Source organism: Polaromonas sp. DSP2-3-2b2 (assembly GCF_049895905.1).
Classification (GTDB): domain Bacteria; phylum Pseudomonadota; class Gammaproteobacteria; order Burkholderiales; family Burkholderiaceae_C; genus Polaromonas.
This window is the reverse complement of record NZ_JAFCTH010000005.1, coordinates 135946-152753: the sequence shown is the minus strand read 5'-3', so window position 1 is coordinate 152753 and position 16808 is coordinate 135946. Positions and strand designations below refer to the sequence as shown.

Annotated in this window: 20 protein-coding genes; 6 read left to right on the top strand and 14 right to left on the bottom strand. The window is 61.1% G+C overall.

The genetic code is table 11. From position 1 onward, the window contains the following. Nucleotides 1–21 precede the first annotated feature (21 nt). Complete coding sequence (locus ACP7AD_RS06750) at nt 22–324, top strand: hypothetical protein (protein ID WP_426145752.1); 303 nt, start codon at nt 22–24, stop codon at nt 322–324. A gap of 361 nt (nt 325–685) precedes the next feature. Beyond that, a complete protein-coding gene (gene rpoH / locus ACP7AD_RS06745; RefSeq protein WP_426145826.1) occupies nt 686–1624 on the top strand; it encodes an RNA polymerase sigma factor RpoH in 939 nt (312 codons plus the stop codon). A gap of 78 nt (nt 1625–1702) precedes the next feature. Here the strand turns inward: rpoH and ACP7AD_RS06740 are convergent, their stop codons facing one another. From ACP7AD_RS06740 to ACP7AD_RS06720, 5 genes are all read right to left on the bottom strand, one after another. Further along, nucleotides 1703–2335 (bottom strand): SCO family protein, encoded by a 633-nt coding sequence (locus ACP7AD_RS06740; protein ID WP_426145750.1) that lies wholly within the window; start codon nt 2333–2335, stop codon nt 1703–1705. After that, nucleotides 2332–3249: a heme o synthase gene (gene cyoE, locus ACP7AD_RS06735; RefSeq protein WP_426145749.1), complete on the bottom strand. Its 918-nt coding sequence runs from the start codon at nt 3247–3249 to the stop codon at nt 2332–2334. Before cyoE ends, ACP7AD_RS06740 begins: the two co-directional genes overlap by 4 nt. Beyond that, nucleotides 3246–4430 carry a COX15/CtaA family protein gene (locus ACP7AD_RS06730; RefSeq protein ID WP_426145747.1) on the bottom strand — a complete coding sequence of 395 codons (1185 nt, stop codon included), beginning with the start codon at nt 4428–4430 and terminating at the stop codon, nt 3246–3248. Before ACP7AD_RS06730 ends, cyoE begins: the two co-directional genes overlap by 4 nt. Before the next feature lie 184 nt (nt 4431–4614). After that, nucleotides 4615–5247, bottom strand: coding sequence for a hypothetical protein (locus ACP7AD_RS06725; protein ID WP_426145824.1), 633 nt, complete (start codon nt 5245–5247; stop codon nt 4615–4617). A gap of 99 nt (nt 5248–5346) precedes the next feature. Next, nucleotides 5347–6093 (bottom strand): SURF1 family protein, encoded by a 747-nt coding sequence (locus ACP7AD_RS06720; RefSeq protein WP_426145745.1) that lies wholly within the window; start codon nt 6091–6093, stop codon nt 5347–5349. An 18-nt stretch (nt 6094–6111) separates the two neighbouring features. On the opposite strand from ACP7AD_RS06720, the gene ACP7AD_RS06715 reads away from it, so the two are divergent. Continuing rightward, nucleotides 6112–6333 carry a twin transmembrane helix small protein gene (locus ACP7AD_RS06715; protein ID WP_426145743.1) on the top strand — a complete coding sequence of 74 codons (222 nt, stop codon included), beginning with the start codon at nt 6112–6114 and terminating at the stop codon, nt 6331–6333. Nucleotides 6334–6423: 90 nt separating this feature from the next. On the opposite strand, the gene ACP7AD_RS06710 is transcribed toward ACP7AD_RS06715, so the two are convergent. The 8 genes from ACP7AD_RS06710 to ACP7AD_RS06675 all read right to left on the bottom strand — a co-directional run bounded on the left by ACP7AD_RS06710 (nt 6424) and on the right by ACP7AD_RS06675 (nt 12949). Next, complete coding sequence (locus ACP7AD_RS06710) at nt 6424–7308, bottom strand: cytochrome c oxidase subunit 3 (RefSeq protein ID WP_426145741.1); 885 nt, start codon at nt 7306–7308, stop codon at nt 6424–6426. A 57-nt stretch (nt 7309–7365) separates the two neighbouring features. Beyond that, nucleotides 7366–7572 carry a DUF2970 domain-containing protein gene (locus ACP7AD_RS06705; RefSeq protein ID WP_426145739.1) on the bottom strand — a complete coding sequence of 69 codons (207 nt, stop codon included), beginning with the start codon at nt 7570–7572 and terminating at the stop codon, nt 7366–7368. Between the two features lie 2 nt (nt 7573–7574). Next, complete coding sequence (locus tag ACP7AD_RS06700) at nt 7575–8153, bottom strand: cytochrome c oxidase assembly protein (RefSeq protein ID WP_426145737.1); 579 nt, start codon at nt 8151–8153, stop codon at nt 7575–7577. Nucleotides 8154–8185: 32 nt separating this feature from the next. Continuing rightward, nucleotides 8186–8296, bottom strand: coding sequence for a cytochrome oxidase small assembly protein (locus ACP7AD_RS06695; RefSeq protein ID WP_426145735.1), 111 nt, complete (start codon nt 8294–8296; stop codon nt 8186–8188). Between the two features lie 17 nt (nt 8297–8313). After that, entirely contained in the window at nt 8314–9948 is a 1635-nt protein-coding gene (gene ctaD / locus ACP7AD_RS06690; protein WP_426145733.1) for a cytochrome c oxidase subunit I, read from the bottom strand. A 98-nt stretch (nt 9949–10046) separates the two neighbouring features. Beyond that, nucleotides 10047–11234 carry a cytochrome c oxidase subunit II gene (coxB, locus tag ACP7AD_RS06685; RefSeq protein WP_426145731.1) on the bottom strand — a complete coding sequence of 396 codons (1188 nt, stop codon included), beginning with the start codon at nt 11232–11234 and terminating at the stop codon, nt 10047–10049. Between the two features lie 133 nt (nt 11235–11367). Then, a complete protein-coding gene (locus ACP7AD_RS06680) occupies nt 11368–11862 on the bottom strand; it encodes a DUF2244 domain-containing protein (protein ID WP_426145729.1) in 495 nt (164 codons plus the stop codon). Nucleotides 11863–12046: 184 nt separating this feature from the next. Then, nucleotides 12047–12949 (bottom strand): methyltransferase domain-containing protein, encoded by a 903-nt coding sequence (locus ACP7AD_RS06675; RefSeq protein WP_426145727.1) that lies wholly within the window; start codon nt 12947–12949, stop codon nt 12047–12049. A gap of 75 nt (nt 12950–13024) precedes the next feature. On the opposite strand from ACP7AD_RS06675, the gene ACP7AD_RS06670 reads away from it, so the two are divergent. Further along, nucleotides 13025–13756: a ComF family protein gene (locus tag ACP7AD_RS06670; protein ID WP_426145726.1), complete on the top strand. Its 732-nt coding sequence runs from the start codon at nt 13025–13027 to the stop codon at nt 13754–13756. A gap of 69 nt (nt 13757–13825) precedes the next feature. Beyond that, a complete protein-coding gene (locus tag ACP7AD_RS06665; RefSeq protein ID WP_426145724.1) occupies nt 13826–14305 on the top strand; it encodes a tRNA (cytidine(34)-2'-O)-methyltransferase in 480 nt (159 codons plus the stop codon). A 15-nt stretch (nt 14306–14320) separates the two neighbouring features. Here ACP7AD_RS06665 and ACP7AD_RS06660 read toward each other — a convergent pair whose 3' ends face one another. Further along, on the bottom strand, nt 14321–14776 hold the full coding sequence (locus ACP7AD_RS06660; protein WP_426145722.1) for a MaoC family dehydratase: 456 nt from the start codon (nt 14774–14776) through the stop codon (nt 14321–14323). 207 nt (nt 14777–14983) lie between these two features. On the opposite strand from ACP7AD_RS06660, the gene kefC reads away from it, so the two are divergent. Then, nucleotides 14984–16807 carry a glutathione-regulated potassium-efflux system protein KefC gene (kefC, locus tag ACP7AD_RS06655; RefSeq protein ID WP_426145721.1) on the top strand — a complete coding sequence of 608 codons (1824 nt, stop codon included), beginning with the start codon at nt 14984–14986 and terminating at the stop codon, nt 16805–16807. The last annotated feature ends 1 nt before the right edge of the window (nt 16808 follow it).

Genomic DNA, 16808 nt, shown 5'->3' with positions numbered 1-16808 from the left:
GGTTTTTAAAGGATTGCCCGCGTGAACAACCCTCTGAGTCAGATTTTTCGTTTTATTTTGAAACTGATTTTCGTCTTGTCCGCAGCCGTGCTGGCCATCGGACTGCTCTTGGTCGCGCTGACGGTGTTTGCCCTGAGCCTGCTCAAATCATTGATCACCGGCCGGAAATCCGCGCCGCTCATGGCCTTCGCCCGTTTCCAGAAATTTTCGCACTCAAGCATGTGGACAGGCGGCCCTTCCCGCCAGCCCTCGCCCAAGGCTGCATCAGGCCAGGTGATCGATGTCGAAGCGCGCGAACTCCGCGATGAGCGGCGCGAGTCCTGAAAGCCGGCCTTATTCGCTGCGCCCAGCCAATTTATCTGCTATGGTTTAAATAGCTACAAACATTTACGGTTATTGCGTAAAGTGCTTTTTTTATCATGATTTACTGAGAAAATCCAGAAATCTGGAGCCGGTCTCCTTTCATCAGGGCCATGGCAGCCCCTGCGGCTTTACAAGCCCGAAACCCAAGTCTGCTGAACCTATTGGTGCAGGCTTTGTCTTATGAACAGGGCTAACACTGATTAGCCTTTGGCTATTGATCCCATTGAACAGGTTGCCTGGCACTCTCTATAGTGGAGTGCTAATATTTAGCATTAGCGAAAAGGAGTTTGCAATGTCTTATGCCCTTTCCCCCAAGTCGATGATGTCTGCCGCTGTCGCGCCGGCCCAGTCGGCCAACGCCGTGGCCGCGCTGAATCCTTGGTCGATGGTGCCTCCGCTGGGCAATCTGGATGCCTATATCTCTGCGGTTAACCGCCTGCCCATGCTGACGCTGGAGCAGGAACAAGAGTTTTCGAGAAAACTTAAGGAAAACAACGACCTCGATTCAGCCGGCAAGATGGTGCTGTCGCACCTGCGGCTGGTGGTTTCGATTTCCCGCAAGTACCTGGGCTACGGCCTGCCCCACGGCGACCTGATCCAAGAGGGCAACATCGGCCTGATGAAGGCGGTCAAGCGCTTTGATCCGGACCAGAACGTGCGTCTGGTGAGCTATGCCATGCACTGGATCAAGGCCGAGATCCACGAGTACATCCTGAAGAACTGGCGCATGGTCAAGGTGGCCACCACCAAGGCCCAGCGCAAGCTGTTCTTCAACCTGCGCTCGATGAAGCAGGGCTTTAAGGACGACGCCGATGTCGCCACGCACCGCGACACGCTGACCGAAGGCCAGATCGATTCGATGGCGCAGACGCTCAACGTCAAGCGCGAGGAAGTCATCGAGATGGAGCAGCGCATGTCGGGCGGCGACGTCTTGCTGGACCCGAGCCCGAGCGACGATGGCGAAGATGCTTTCGGTCCCATCGCCTACCTGGCTGACAGCGCGCAGGAGCCTACGGCGCTGATCGAATCGCGCGAGCGTGATGAGCTGATGACCGGCGGCCTGAGCACCGCGCTGGAAGAACTTGACCCGCGCGCGCGCCGCATTGTCGAAGAGCGCTGGCTCAACGTGAACGACGACGGTTCGGGCGGCATGACGCTGCACGACCTGGCGGCCGAATACAAAGTCAGCGCCGAGCGGATTCGCCAGATCGAGGTGGCGGCGATGAAGAAAATGAAGAAGGTTCTGGCGACTTACGCCTGAGCACGCAGGCCGGCGGACTCCGGCCTTGCTGCGCTGACAAGAATTGAAAGCCTGCACTGAAAAGTGGCAGGCTTTTTTTCAGCTGGTCTTGATCAGCAGGCGAATATCGGAGGCAAGGACTTCAGCACCAGAGCCGTAGCGGTTGTACAGGCGGATGCGGCCTTGCGGATCATAGATATAGCTGCCGGCCGAATGGTCCATGGTGTAGCTGCCCGTGGTCTTTCCATCAACTTTCTTGTAATAAATCTTGAAATCCTTGGCGACCTGGGGAAGTTGCGCAGATGTTGGCCGAAGCGCCAGAAAGCCGGGATCAAAATTGCCCATGTAGGCCTGGAGCAGCTCTAACGTGTCGCGTTCCGGGTCCACCGTGATGAAAATCGCCTGGAGCTTGTCGCCGTCAAGCCCCAACAGCCGCTTGACCTCGACCAGTTCGGCCATCGAGGTCGGGCACACGTCGGGACACTGGGTAAACCCGAAAAACACCACTACCACCTTGCCGGCGAAATCCTTGATGCTGCGCAACTGGCCGTTGTGGTCCAGCAAGGAAAAACCCTGCGCATAGTCGGCGCCGGTCAGGTCGATGCTCTTGAACTGGGGCTTGTCGGGCGAGCAACCCGTCAGCCAGGCGGAAGTTAGCGAAAGCGCCGCAAGGCCTGCAAGGGTTTTCAGCGTCCGCCTTCTTTCAGGGAACATGGGCAAGGTGGTTTTCATAACAGGTAGTGGTCCAGCAGCAAGGCTGCAAACAGGGCGGACAGGTGGATCAGCGAAAAACGAAAAGTCTTGCGCGCCAGCGCATCCGAATAGTTGCGCCAGAGCATCCAGGCATAGCCGCTAAAGCCAATGCTCAGCACCACGGCGGCCACCAGGTAGAGCCAGCCGCTCATCTTGAAGATGAAAGGCATCAGGCAGGCGGCGAACAGCACCAGCGTGTAGAGAAAAATCTGCAGCCGGGTGAATTCGTTGCCATGCGTGACCGGCAGCATCGGCAGGCCGGCCTTTCGGTAGTCTTCGACGCGGTAAAGCGCCAGCGCCCAGAAATGCGGCGGCGTCCACAAAAAAATGATCAGGAACAGGATCAGCGCTTCAGGGCCGACCGAACCGGTCATGGCGGCCCAGCCCAGCACCGGCGGCATGGCGCCCGAGGCGCCGCCAATGACGATGTTTTGCGGCGTCAGCGGCTTGAGGATGACGGTGTACACCACGGCATAGCCAACAAAGGTCGCAAAGGTCAGCCACATGGTCAGCGGATTGACCCAGACATACAAAATCCACGACCCCAGCGCGCACAGGCCGGCGGAAAAAGCCAGCGTCAGCGGGTTGCTGAGCTGGCCCCGGGCGGTCGGGCGCCAGGCGGTACGCCGCATCTTGGCATCGATCTGCTGCTCGACCAGGCAGTTGAAGGCCGCCGCCGCGCCGGCCACCAGCCAGATGCCGGCGCAGGCAACCACCGCAAGCTGGACATCGGACCAGGTCGGAAGCCCTGGAACCGCCAGCACCATGCCGATCAGCGCGCAAAACACGATGAGCTGCACCACACGCGGCTTGGTCAGCACATAAAACTGGCTGAAGCGGGAAGGGGCACTGGCGACGGACGGCGTGACGGCGGACGGATGAGGGGAATTCATGCAGACATTCTCGAAGCATTCAAGGAAGGGGCACGCGCCGGCGCAGGCGATTTCTGGCTGGAAAAAACAATGCCGGTCATGACCACCACCAGCGCCGCAGCACCGCCGGTATGGCCGACGGCCGCCAGCAACGGCCAGCCCAGCACCACATTGCTCAATCCGGTGGCCACCTGCAACAGGCTCAAGCCGGCCAGCCAGCGCGCCTGAAGGCGAAACACCGGCAGCCTGTGCAGGCGCAGCGCCAGCAGCATCAGCACGGCAAACACCGCGTAGGCCGCCAGGCGATGGACATAGTGGATGGCCGTCAACGCCTGAAAGCTGATGTAGCCGCCCTCATGGCCTGCGCCCAGTTCACGCCACAGCGTGAACCCCTGACTGAAATCCATCGATGGCCAGAATGAACCCTGGCAAGCCGGAAAATCGGTGCAGGCCAGCACGGCGTAATTGGTGCTGACCCAGCCGCCCAGCGCAATCTGCAGCCACAGCAGGGCAAAGGCGGCCAGCACGAAGCGCCGGTTGGCGGGGGCCAGAAAGCCCGGCTTTTCTTGTTCATGCACCTGGGCATAACGCACCGACTGCGCGCGCAGCAAGGCCAGCAGCACCAGTCCGCCCAGCAGGTGCATCGTCACGATGGCCGGAAACAGCTTCATTGTCACCGTGAGCGCGCCAAAAGCGCCTTGCAGACAGACCCAGACCAGTGTGGCGGTGGGCCACCACGGTGAAAGGATAGAGGCCGGATTTGAAATTCCTGCGCTGCGCTGCTGCTCGCGGCGCGCCATCCAGGTGACCAGCGTCAGCGTCAGGATCAGCACGCCGACGCCGGTGGCCAGGTAGCGGTGGATCATTTCGATCCAGGCCTTGGAATGCGTGACCGGGCCGGTGGGCATCGCGCTCTGGGCGGCTTCAATATGCAGTTGCGCGCCAACCGGGCTGGCGCTGCCATAGCAGCCAGGCCAGTCCGGGCAGCCCAGGCCGGAATCGGTCAACCGGGTAAACGCGCCAAAGAGTACCAAGTCAAAGGTCAGGAACAGCGTGACCAGCGTCAGCACGCGCAGCCGCTGGGCCACCGGTGCATGCTTGTTGCGCGCCCAGACCCAGGCCAGCGGCCCCAGCGCCACCACCAGTCCCATGAGCATCAGCCGCAGGGTCGGGCTGAGGTTGTAAAGGTCTTGCGTGTCCATGTCTAAAAAGAGCCGGCCATTGCCGTGCGTGAAGGGTTTCTATGCCAGCAGCAGCCATGCACAGCCAAGCGCGATGACATTCCCCACCAGCAGGGGCCGCGGAACCGGCTTCGCCGGGCCGCAGGCGCAGCGGCCCCCTCGGGGGGCAGCGCAGTACGCGAAGCGACAAGCGTGGGGGCCATATTCACCGGCCTTCCTTGTCCCAACTGCTGGAAGCGCGCAACAAGCGGTCCAGGTCGCGCTTGGCCTTGGCAGCGGCCCTGGCATCCATGTCGGCGGGAAAACGCATCATCAGGTTGCCCAGCGGATCGACCAGGTAAAGATGGTCCTGCAGGCGTTTACCCGGCGCCTGCTCCAGCCACTGCGCCAGATCGCCTGGCTGCACGCGCAGCACGGTGGAAGCCGCCAGGGCAGGCAGCAGCGCTGGGCGTACCCGGATGTCGTCATCGACCAGCCAGACGCGGTCCAGCCGCTCCTTTTCCCGGCCCAGCGATTCGCGCAACTGGCGCTGGAAATACAGGTTCTGTTCGCAGCGCGTGTCGCAGGCGCCGCCGGCAACGCTCAGCAGCAGCCACTGGTTTTTCAGCGCCGTCAGCGTGCCGGCCTGGCCGTCCAGCGTCTGCGTGGCCAGGGCCGGCAAGGGGCGCTGCGGGTTGATCAACTCGCCAAAGTTGCGGCGCCCCTCGGGCCTGACCACGTAGTAGGTGAAATAGGAAGCGACGACCGGGCTGGCGCAAACCAGCAGGACGAGGATCATTTTCCAGCGGCCCGAGCGGGTATCGGCCGACCGCACACCGGCCGAGTTGATCGCGGGCATGGCGTGGACGGTCAGGCCCAGCGGCTGATCCTGGACGGCAGCAGCAGAATGAAGAGGGGAAGCGTCAGCGAAATCTTTTGTCACGGTTCTTGGGGCCAGTTAATCGCAGCGCCGGGCGCGCAGGGAAGCACGAAAAGGAAGAATGATCTGATACCAGACATACAAAATGACCACCAGCACGCACAAGCCAAACCATTGGAAGGCGTAGCCATGGTGCTTGTCGACCCCCAGATTGGGAGCCGCCCATTCACGCAGCAGCCCCTCGCTGGGCGCACCGGTCTGCCGCAGGGAAACCTGTTCGAGCAGCGGCAAACCGGTTTCAAGCCGGAAAGCGGCCAGGTCAAGATTTTGCCGTATCGACCCTGCATCAACGCCCTTGAATTCATAAAGCTTGGAGGGTGGTGGGGCAATCCGGCCCTGGACCGTGACCACGCCGGCCGGTGTAACCACGGGTGGCAGGCGGGAACGGTCGGCAAAATCCCGGGGAGCCCAGCCGCGCTGCACCAAAATCACCTGGCCGGTGCCTTGCAGCGTCAAGGGCGTCAATACCCAAAAGCCGCTGCGTCCGTTCATCGGGCGGTTGTCAAGGTACACCGTATGCGCCGCTTGCCAGACGCCCTGAAGCACAGCCTGCCGGTAAACTTCATCAGCTATGTTTTTAGTAGCTAACAACGCCCGCCCATCAAGCGCAGAAAGGCTATTTTTATCATCAATCGCGGCCTGGACGGCTTCCTTTTGGGCCGCACGGCGCAATTGCCACTGTCCCAGCGAAAAGGTGCCTCCCGCGACCAGCAGTGCCGCCAGCGTGAGAATCCAGAAATGGCGGGAACGCAGAACGGAGGTCATGGGCTGATAATCGGATTCATGAATTATCTCGTTGCACTGGCATTCATTGCCATCCTCGCCAGTCTGGGCGCGGCGCTTTTCTTCATGATGAAAGACGGGACTGATGGCAAACGCAAAACCAGCAACATGGCGCGTGCGCTGGCGTTTCGCGTCGGCTTTTCGGTAGTGCTGTTTGTCTGCATTTTGCTTTCATGGAAACTGGGTTATATCCAGCCGACGGGCATTCCGGCCGGAAAATAATAAGGCACGTCAATGAAAAAGGCCGCGTCGAGCGGCCTTTTTTGACGGGACTCAGGGCTGCATGGCGGCTGGTTCAAACCGCCCGGCAGGTCACATCCAGTACACCAGTATGTAAAGACCGAGCCACACCACGTCCACAAAGTGCCAGTACCAGGCGGCACCTTCAAAGCCAAAGTGTTTGTCGGCGGTGAAATGCCCCTTTTGCAAACGCAGCGTGATGAACAGCAGCATCAGCATGCCGATCAGCACATGAAAGCCGTGAAAGCCGGTCAGCATGTAAAAAGTCGAGCCATAGATGCCGGAGCTCAGTTTCAGGTTGAGTTCTGAATAGGCATGGAAGTATTCATAGCCCTGAACACACAAAAAGACGATACCCAGCAGCACCGTCAGCCACATGAAGGCAATCGTGCGGCCCCGGTGGTTTTCACGCAGCGCGTGGTGGGCAATCGTCAGGGTCACGCCGGAACTCAGCAGCAATGCGGTGTTGATCGTGGGCAACCAGAACGGCCCCACGGTGGAAAAGGGCTCCACGATGCCGGCGGGCGATGCCGTCGCGCCGACGGCAGCCAGGCTCGGCCAGACGGCCTTGAAGTCAGGCCAGAGCAAGGCGTTGTCCAGGCTTCCCAGCGCGGGCACTGAATGCGCGCGGGCCCACCAGAGCGCGGTGAAAAAAGCGCCAAAAAACATCACTTCGGAGAAAATGAACCAGCTCATGCTCCAGCGGTAGGACAAGTCGATCCTGTGGCCGTACAAACCGCCTTCACTTTCGGCAATCGAGTCACGAAACCACTGGAACAGCGTGCCGAGCCAGAACAACATGCCAAAAGCCAGGCACCATGCACCCCAGCCGGCGCCATTGATCCACTGGCTGGCGCCCAGGATCACAAAAAATAGGCCGATGGCGGACATGACCGGGTGCCGCGAAGGCCCGGGCACAAAATAATAAGGGGTTGCCCCATGGGTTGCTGCTGACATCGCTCGACTCCTGTTTTTCTCTCGAATTTTCACTGATCTTTTAATTAGCCTTGGTGACTAGCGTGCAACCGCCCAGTTCACCAGCAGCACCAACACCGCCACAAATACAAAAATACCGACCAGCCCGACAGCAATGATGTGAAGCGGGCTCAGGTTTTTGACATCTTCTTCATAATCGCCTCTGGCCCGCAAGCCAACGAACGACCAGGCAACGGCCTTGACGGTTCGCCAGAGCGAAGGCTTGCGCGGAGGCGTTTGTGCCATCTTCAGGCTCCAGCCGCTTTGGAGTCATCCGGAACGGCCGGTGTCTTGCCGCCTACCTCGAAAAAGGTGTAGGACAGCGTGATGGTTTTCACATCCCTGGAGAGTTTTGGGTCAATCACAAAAGCAACCGGCCACTGCTTTTTCTCGCCAGGCGCCAGGGTGTACTGGCTAAAACAGAAGCATTCCAGCTTGTTGAAGTGCGACCCCGCCTGCGCTGGCGCATAGCTGGGAATGGCCTGGGCCGACATGGTGCGGTTCTGCACATTCTGGAATTCATACATGACAGTCGTCAATTCACCGGGATGGACCTGCAACGAGCTTTGGGCTGGCTTGAAATGCCAGGGGCCGCGCGAGTTAGCATCGAACTCCACCGTGATGGTCCGGGTGCGGTCAACCTGCGTATTGGCCGGCAGCGTGGCCGTTGCACCGGGAATCTGCCGGTCGCCCAAGGCCAGCACGTTGATACCGGTCATCTCGCAAATGGCCTTATAAATCGGCACCAGCGCATAACCGAAGCAGAACATGCCCAGCACGATCACGCCCAGCTTGCCTAACATGTTGAAGTTTTCGCGCTTGAGCATCGGGGCGGGTCAGAACGGGAAACTTGTCCGGCTCAACGGCCCAGAAAAATCATCTTGGCCATGAAACCAAGGAAGAAAACGACAACGACCGATGCCAGGATCAGGGCAAGGCGAAGGTTGCTTTTTTTCTGGTCAGGCTTCATGGGATGGTTCATCGGATTCAGGCAATCACGCGCGTTGCCGTGGCATCGAGCTTGGGCGGTGTTTCAAAGGTATGAAAAGGCGCAGGCGACGGAACTTCCCATTCCAGGCCCTCGGCACCCTTGCCGCCTTCGTCCAGCCAGGGATTCTGCTTGGCTGGCGCGCCCTTGCCGCGCATGGCCGGCAGCACGACGAAAAAGAAGAAATACACCTGAGCAAAACCAAAGAAGAAGGCGCCGACGCTGGCAATCGCGTTGAAGTCGGCGAACTGCATCGGGTAGTCGGCATAGCGGCGCGGCATGCCAGCCAGGCCCAGGAAATGCATCGGGAAAAATGTGACGTTGAACGAGATCAGCGACCACCAGAAGTGGATCTGGCCACGGGTTTCGCTGTACATCACGCCGGTCCACTTCGGGCTCCAGTAGTAATAACCGGCAAACATGGCATACAGCGATCCGGCCACCAGCACATAGTGAAAGTGGGCTACGACGTAATAGGTATCCTGCAGCTGGGTGTCAATCGGCGCCACCGCCAAGATCACGCCGGTCAGGCCGCCGATGGTGAACACGAAGATGAAGCCGACCGCAAACAGCATCGGCGTCTCGAACGTCATCGAGCCCTTCCACATCGTGGCGATCCAGTTGAACACCTTCACGCCGGTGGGCACTGCGATCAGCATCGTCGAGTACATGAAGAACAGCTGGCCGGTCACCGGCATGCCGGTGGTGAACATGTGGTGCGCCCAGACGACGAAGCTCAGGATGGCGATCGAGCCGGTGGCATACACCATCGATGCATAGCCAAACAGCCGCTTGCGCGAGAACGCCGGAATGATCTGGCTGATGATGCCGAAGGCCGGCAAGATCATGATGTAGACCTCGGGGTGGCCGAAGAACCAGAAGATGTGCTGGAACATCACCGGGTCGCCGCCGCCGCCCGGGTTGAAGAAACTGGTGCCAAAGTGGCGGTCGGTCAGCGTCATGGTGATGGCGCCAGCCAGCACCGGCATCACGGCAATCAGCAGATAGGCCGTGATCAGCCAGGTCCAGCAGAACATCGGCATTTTCATCAGGGTCATGCCAGGCGCGCGCATGTTGAGAATGGTCACGATGATGTTGATCGAACCCATGATGGACGAAGCGCCCAGCAGGTGAATCGCAAAAATTCCGGCATCCATCGCCGGTCCCATCTGCAGCGACAGCGGGGCATACATCGTCCAGCCGCCGGCCATCGCGCCGCCCGGCAGGAGAAAGGACGTGCTGAGCATCAACGCCGCCGGAATCATCAGCCAGAAGCTGAAGTTGTTCATGCGCGCAAACGCCATGTCCGAGGCGCCAATCTGCAGCGGGATCATCCAGTTCGCAAAGCCGACGAACGCCGGCATGATGGCGCCAAACACCATGATCAGGCCGTGCATGGTCGTGAGCTGGTTGAACAGCTCCGGATTGACCAGTTGCAGACCCGGCTTGAACAGTTCGGCCCGGATCAGCAGCGCCAGAACGCCGCCGAACATCAGCATCGTGAAGCTGAACAGCAGGTAGAGCGTGCCAATGTCCTTGTGGTTGGTAGCGAACACCCAGCGACGCCAGCCCGTCGGGGCATGGTGATCGTGGGCATCATGCGCATGATCGGGATGGTCTAGAACTGCACTCATCTTGGCTTCCTTTGGTGGCGTGTGCCTGTAGCTTTGTCTTTTAAGGCCGGGAGCGAATCGCCCGGCTGCCCGTCATTCATCAGAATCGGATGATGGAGTTACTTGCGCGCAGCCAGCACCTCGGCGGGCTGGACGATCTGCCCGGTCTGGTTGGACCAGTTGTTCTTGGTGTAGCTTGCCACGGCAGCCAAGTCGGTATCGCTCAATGCTTTCCACGATGGCATGGCGCCGCCGACAGCACCGTTCAGAAGAATCGCGATCTGCTTGTTGTGGTCCGCATCCACCACGATGGCCGATCCGTCCAGCGGCTTGATGGGACCGGCGCCCTTGCCGTTGGCTTGATGGCATGCAGCGCAGTTGGCGGCGTAAACCTTTTCACCGCGGGCCTTGAGGTCCACCAGCGTCCAGACTTTCGATGGGTCATCGGCCAGGGCAGCAGCCTCTTTCGCCTTGTCGGCAACCCAGGCGGTGTAATCCTGGGCGGACACCACCTTGACATGGATGGGCATGTAGGCATGTTCCTTGCCGCAGAGTTCCTGGCATTGGCCGTAAAAGTCGCCAATCTTTTCGGCGCGGAACCAGGTGTCGCGCACAAAGCCGGGAATCGCATCTTGCTTGATGCCGAAGGCCGGCACGGCAAATGCATGAATCACGTCGTTGGCCGTGGTGATGATGCGGATTTTCTTGTTGACCGGAACGACCAGCGGCTTGTCCACCTTGAGCAGGTAGTTGTCAGGCGCTGTTTCACCGGCCTTCGGTCCGCCGTTGTTGGACATCTGGCGATGGGCGGTGTCCAGCGTCGAGACAAAGCCGATGCCTTCGCCTTCGCCCTTGAGGTAGTCGTAACCCCATTTCCACTGGATACCGGTCGCCTTGATGGTCAGGTCGGCGCTGGTGGTGTCTTTCTGGGCGACCAGCACCTTGGTGGCAGGCAGCGCCATGCCGATGACGATGACGAAAGGAACGATGGTCCAGGCAATCTCGACAGCGGTGGACTCATGAAAATTGGCCGCCTTGTGGCCGACCGATTTGCGGTGCTTCAAGATGGAATAGAACATCACCCCGAAAACTGCCACAAAGATCAGCACGCAGATGATCATCATGAACCAGTGCAGCCAGTGCTGCTCTGCAGCGATGCGGGTGGCCGCAGGATGGAGATTGAGCTGATTGACCGCAGGGCCGCCAGGCAGATCGCTGACGGCATGGGCAGCAGTGCTCAGCCAGGCTGCTGCAAAGATTCCTGCCGAGCCTGCATGCTCGAAGCCAAGCCGTGTCAATTTGCTCATGGTGTTGCTCAGGTTCATCGTGGTCACTTATTTTTCTTCTTCAATTACCGTTTGAATTGACCGGTCATTATAAAGTTTGCGATAGATCAAAACGCCAAAATCGAAAATGAGGCAAGAGCATCCTGGCCGTGGGTCAGCAGGTGCGCAAGGCAAAGCGTATTTCGCGGGCCAGCAGGGGCCGCAGCTCAGGCCGCACATGGCGGCCTACCCGCACCGACCGGCCCTGGCCCGACACTTCAATCAATGAACCGTCGTCATGCCTGGGCTCGATGCGAACCCACTCCCGATTGAACGCGGCCCGCTCGGTCCGGCCAGCGGTTTCAAGTTCGACCACCAGTTGCCCATCCTGCAAAACAATCTTTTCGGTGTCGCCCGCATGCCGCGAATAGACAACAAACGCTGTCCCAATGGCCAGCAAGGCAAACGTCATGACAACCGACGCATTCTGCGACGACAAAAAAGCCGCCACGCCAAGGCAGGCAAGGCAAAGCGACAGGTAGAACCATCCGAGTTGCGCCGGCGAGATCAGACTGTGCCGCTTGAGACGCCACAGAACGACCGAGCCATGGGAAGAAACATGGTTTGTCGACAGGGTGGCAAATTGAAAAGCCGGGGGTGATTGCAACATGTGACAACCCTCACGAAAACAGCGAGCAGCGTGGAAAAAATAGGGAAGCAAACAAACCTGAATATGGCAAAAGCAGTTTCAGCATGCCGCAATCCCATGGATTTAAACAGAAACCGGCTCAATCTTCATTAGGGAAAACCGCAAAGGCCATTAACATAATCGCCACGCTGCGGGGGCGGGCTGCTCAACCCGGCGCGCCCGAACCGCTCTGCAGCATCCTGCGCATGTCTTCGACCGACACGGCGCTGAGCGCGCTCACCTTGAATTTTGGCCTGGCTTTCAGCGCATGTCCATAAATGACCTCGAACGTCAGGGACAGCCGGCCGTCGCTGCCGGTCAGCTGCGCCACCAATTCGTGCGCCAATCTTGCCTTCCACGCCCTGCCCCGCAAGCCGGGAAAGCGGGCTGGATGGAAATTGCGGCCAAGCTCGCCAAGCTCCTGCAGCAATCGCTCGGGCGTTTCATAGGTCAGTGTGATGCGCTCCATGTCCATCACCGGCTCGGCAAAGCCGGTTTGCACCAGCATGTCGCCCCAGTCGTGCATGTCGGTCAGTTCATGGCCGGCCGGTGGCCAGCCCAGGCGGGCGTACAGCGAACGCAGTTCCCTGGCGGTATCGGGTCCGAGGCATGAAAACATCAGGAAGCCATCGACCTTCAAGGCGCGGTGCCACTGGGCGAGCAGCGCCTGCGGGTCGGCCGATTCGTGCAGCGCCATGTTGGCCCACAGCATGTCCACGCTGTCCGGCGGCGGCATCTCGAAATGCACCGGCGCGGCGCGCCACTGGCTCGGGCTCCACCAGGGCTTAACTATGTTTTTAATAGCTACTTGCGCCCTATTTTCTTGCGCTTCAGCAACAAAACATGCTGAATCCGGATAGATTTTCGCCAATTCGGCATGCGCCTGCAGTCCGCCGCGCAAGGCGCCCCAATGCGCCCAGGCCTGCGGCTTGAGCTTGATCCACTCCAGCCGGTCCTGCATGCGGCTGGCGACTTCCTCATGCAGCCAAGGTGAAGTCAAGGGAGCCGTTCGCTGCCAGCGGCTGACGGCGTTTGGATCGAGCGTGGGCGGGCGCGAGGTGGTGGTCATGGGGGGCAATGGTGGCACAAGGTCGGGCGAGTATATTGACACGTGTTTAAAAGCCTGCCTGCCCTTCGCCGATTCATGCCCAGCCTGCCCGGCTTGGCCAGCCAGTGCGCCGTTTGCCACAGCTGGCCGGCACAGCAGGTCTGCCAGCCCTGCCTGGCGCGTTTCATGACCGGCCAGCCCTGCTGCACGGCGTGCGCACTGCCCCTTCCCACACTCGTGCCGGTCGATCTGCCAGCGGCCCCGCGTCTTTGCGCCGGCTGCATGCGCCAGCGCCCACCCATGGACGCCACGCTGGCCGCCGTGCCTTATGCCTATCCCTGGTCCGCGCTGATTTCACGCTACAAGTTTGGCGAGCAGCCCGGCTGGGCCGGTTTTTTTGCCGGCCTGCTGCTGCAAACGCCAGGCGTGGCGCAGGCACTGAACGAACTGGACGCGCAGGACTGGCTCCTTGCGCTGCCGCTGTCGGCCGAGCGACTGCAAATGCGCGGCTTCAACCAGGCGTGGGAACTGGCCAGTGCCCTGGCCCGCCAGTCCAGCACCCGGGGCCGGGCCGATACGCGGCTGCTGCTGCGGCTCAAGCACACACGCCCGCAAAGCCAGCTCGGGCGGGAAGCCCGGCTGGCCAATGTCAGGGGCGCTTTCCAGGTCGATCCGCTGCGCGCCGGCGAACTGGCCGGCCGGCGCGTGGTGCTGGTCGATGACGTGATGACCAGCGGCGCATCGCTCTTTGCAGCGGCGCAGGCGCTGCGCGATGCCGGCGCGGCGCAGATCACCGCGCTGGTCCTGGCGCGCACGGCGCCCGCCTAGAATCGCCGCTTCATTCTTTGCTGCACGCTGACGAAATGCGGTGCGGCCTCTTTCCAATAGCAGCCAAACATGTTCAATATCGTCCTGGTCGAGCCCGAGATTCCGCCCAACACCGGCAATGTGATTCGCCTGGCGGCCAACACCGGCTGCCGGCTGCACCTGGTCGAGCCGCTGGGTTTTTCGATGGACGACAAGCACATGCGGCGCGCCGGGCTGGACTACCACGAGTACGCCCAGGTGCTGCGCCACGCCAGCTGGCCGGCTTTCCTGGCCAGCCAGCAGCCGCTACTTGAGCGGCTGTTCGCCCTGACCACGCAAGGCGCCGGAAATATGTACGACGCGCATTTTTTGCCGGGCGACTGGCTGGTCTTCGGCTCGGAGACCAAAGGGCTGGCGCCCGAAGTGCGCGCGTCGTTCGGCCTGGGCCAGCGCCTGAAGGTGCCGATGCTGCCCGGCCAGCGCAGCCTGAACCTGTCCAACAGCGTGGCCGTCACCGTGTTCGAGGCCTGGCGGCAAAACGGTTTTGCCGGCGCCGCCCTGCCCGGCTAAGTCAAGCCACGGGTTTCACGGATAGCGGCGCACCAGCGACTCGGCCACGCACACCGGCTTGGCCGCGCCTTCGCGCTCGACCGTCACGTCCCACGCCATCTGCAGGCCGTCCGCCTCGATGGGCTCGGCGCTCAGCAGCTTCATGCGGGCGCGCAAACGGCTGCCGACCGGCACGGGCGCCATGAAACGCACCTTGTTCAGGCCATAGTTCACGCCCATGCGCGACTCGATGATTTCCATCGACGATTCAAAAAAACGCGGCAGCAGCGACAGCGTCAGAAAGCCGTGCGCAATCGCCGCGCCAAACGGCCCGGCGGCGGCTTTTTCAGGATCGACATGAATCCACTGGTGGTCGCCTGTGGCCTCGGCAAACAGGTTGACCTGCGGCTGCGTGATCGTGATCCAGTCGCTGACAGCGACTTCCTGGCCCACGCAGGCCGCCAGGTCGGACAGGGTTTGAAAGGTTTTCATCCCGGAACTGTAGCGGGATGGCCGGCATGGGAAGCAGGCCGGGTGTCGGTTGGGCGACAGCCTTGGCGCGCCAACACGGCTGGCAAAAATCTCGCTCGACGCTAGCAGCGCCCGGCTTTTCCGCTATCGTTGCTGGATGCATGCGCCCCATGAAATTTCTTTCCAGCCCCGGCGGCTTGCCCGCACGGCCGCGTCCGCGAGTCCAGCATGAACCATGCACCCGACTGGCTGATCAACAGCTTCATCTACCTGGCCGCCGCCGTGGTCGTCGTGCCGCTGGCCAAAAAGCTTGGCCTGGGCTCCATCATCGGCTATCTGGCCGCCGGCATCGCCATCGGGCCGTGGGGGCTCGGTCTGGTCACCAATGTGCAGGACATCCTTCACTTTGCCGAATTCGGCGTGGTGCTGATGCTGTTCCTGATCGGTCTGGAGCTGGAGCCCCAGCGGCTGTGGAACCTGCGCCGGCCCATCTTTGGCTGGGGCAGCGCCCAATTGCTGAGCTGCGCCGCGCTGCTGACCGGCACCGCCATGGCGTTCGGCATCGGATGGCCGGTCGCGCTGGTGGCCGGCCTGGGGCTGGCGCTGTCCTCGACCGCGATTGCGCTGCAGTCGATCAACGAGCGCAACCTGATGCGCACCTCCAGCGGGCAGGCCGGCTTTTCGATCCTGTTGTTCCAGGACGTGGCCGCCATTCCGATCCTGGCGCTGATGCCGCTCCTGGGCACGCTTGGAGAAGGAAATGAAGCCATTACGCACACCAGCCGTGCATTTGAAGCTCTGAAAATCATAGCAAGCATCGGCGGCATCATTCTGGGTGGCCGGCTGCTGCTGCGCCCGGTGCTGCGCTGGATCGCCAACAGCGGCACGCCCGAGATCTTCACCGCCGCGTCGCTGCTGCTGGTGGTCGGCATTGCCGCCTTGATGCAACTGGTCGGCCTGTCGATGGCGCTGGGCGCCTTTCTGGCCGGCGTGCTGCTGGCCGAAAGCGAATACCGGCGCGAACTGGAAACCGACATCGAGCCGTTCAAGGCCTTGCTGCTCGGCCTGTTTTTCATCGCCGTGGGCATGAGCATCGACTTTGGCGTGCTGTGGAAATTCCCCGGCCAGATGCTCGCCATCCTGGCCGGCTTCCTGGGGCTGAAGCTGCTGGTCATCTACGGACTTGCTTATGCGATGAAACTGCCCTACCAGGAGCGGCCGGTGTTTGCGCTGCTGCTGGCGCAGGGCGGCGAATTTGCCTTTGTGGTGTTTCAGGCCGCTGCCGGCGCCCGGGTGTTTTCAGCCGAAACCGCCTCGCTGCTGATTGGCGCGGTGGCCTTGTCGATGCTCATCAGCCCGCTGCTGCTGGTGGCCATCGACAAGCTGCTGCTGCCGCGCTATGCCAACGGAAAAAAAATCACGCTGGAGGAAATCTCGGAGCCGCAGGAGGCGCCGGTCATCATTGCCGGCTTTGGCCGTTACGGCCAGATCGTCGGCCGCATGCTGCTGGCGCAGGGCATTTCGGCCACCGTGCTTGACCATGACGCCGACATGATCGAGACCATCCGCACCTTCGGCTACCGCGTGTTCTACGGCGATGCCACCCGGCTCGACCTGCTGCGCACGGCGGGCGCGGCCCACGCCAAAATCCTGGTGCTGTCGGTTGATGACGTGGAGCAGTCGCTGAAAATCGTCGATGTGGTCAAGGAGAACTTTCCGCAGCTGCAGATCGTTGCCCGTGCGCGGGATGTGCCGCACTGGAACGCGCTGCGCGACCGGGGCGTGATGCGCGTCGAGCGCGAGCTGTTCGACTCCAGCCTGCGCAGCGCCCGCACCGTGCTCGAACTGCTGGGCCAGCCGCAGGTGGCCGCGCAACAGGCCGCCGAACGGTTCCGCCAGCACAACCTGGCGCTGTTCGAGCAGATGTACCCGCACCGCAACAACCGCGAAAAATTCATTGCCGTTGCCAAACAGGGACGGATGCAGCTGGAAGCGCAGATGAAGCAGGAGCGCGAGTTGCTGGCGCAGCAGCGTCAGGATTCTGAGGGCTGAA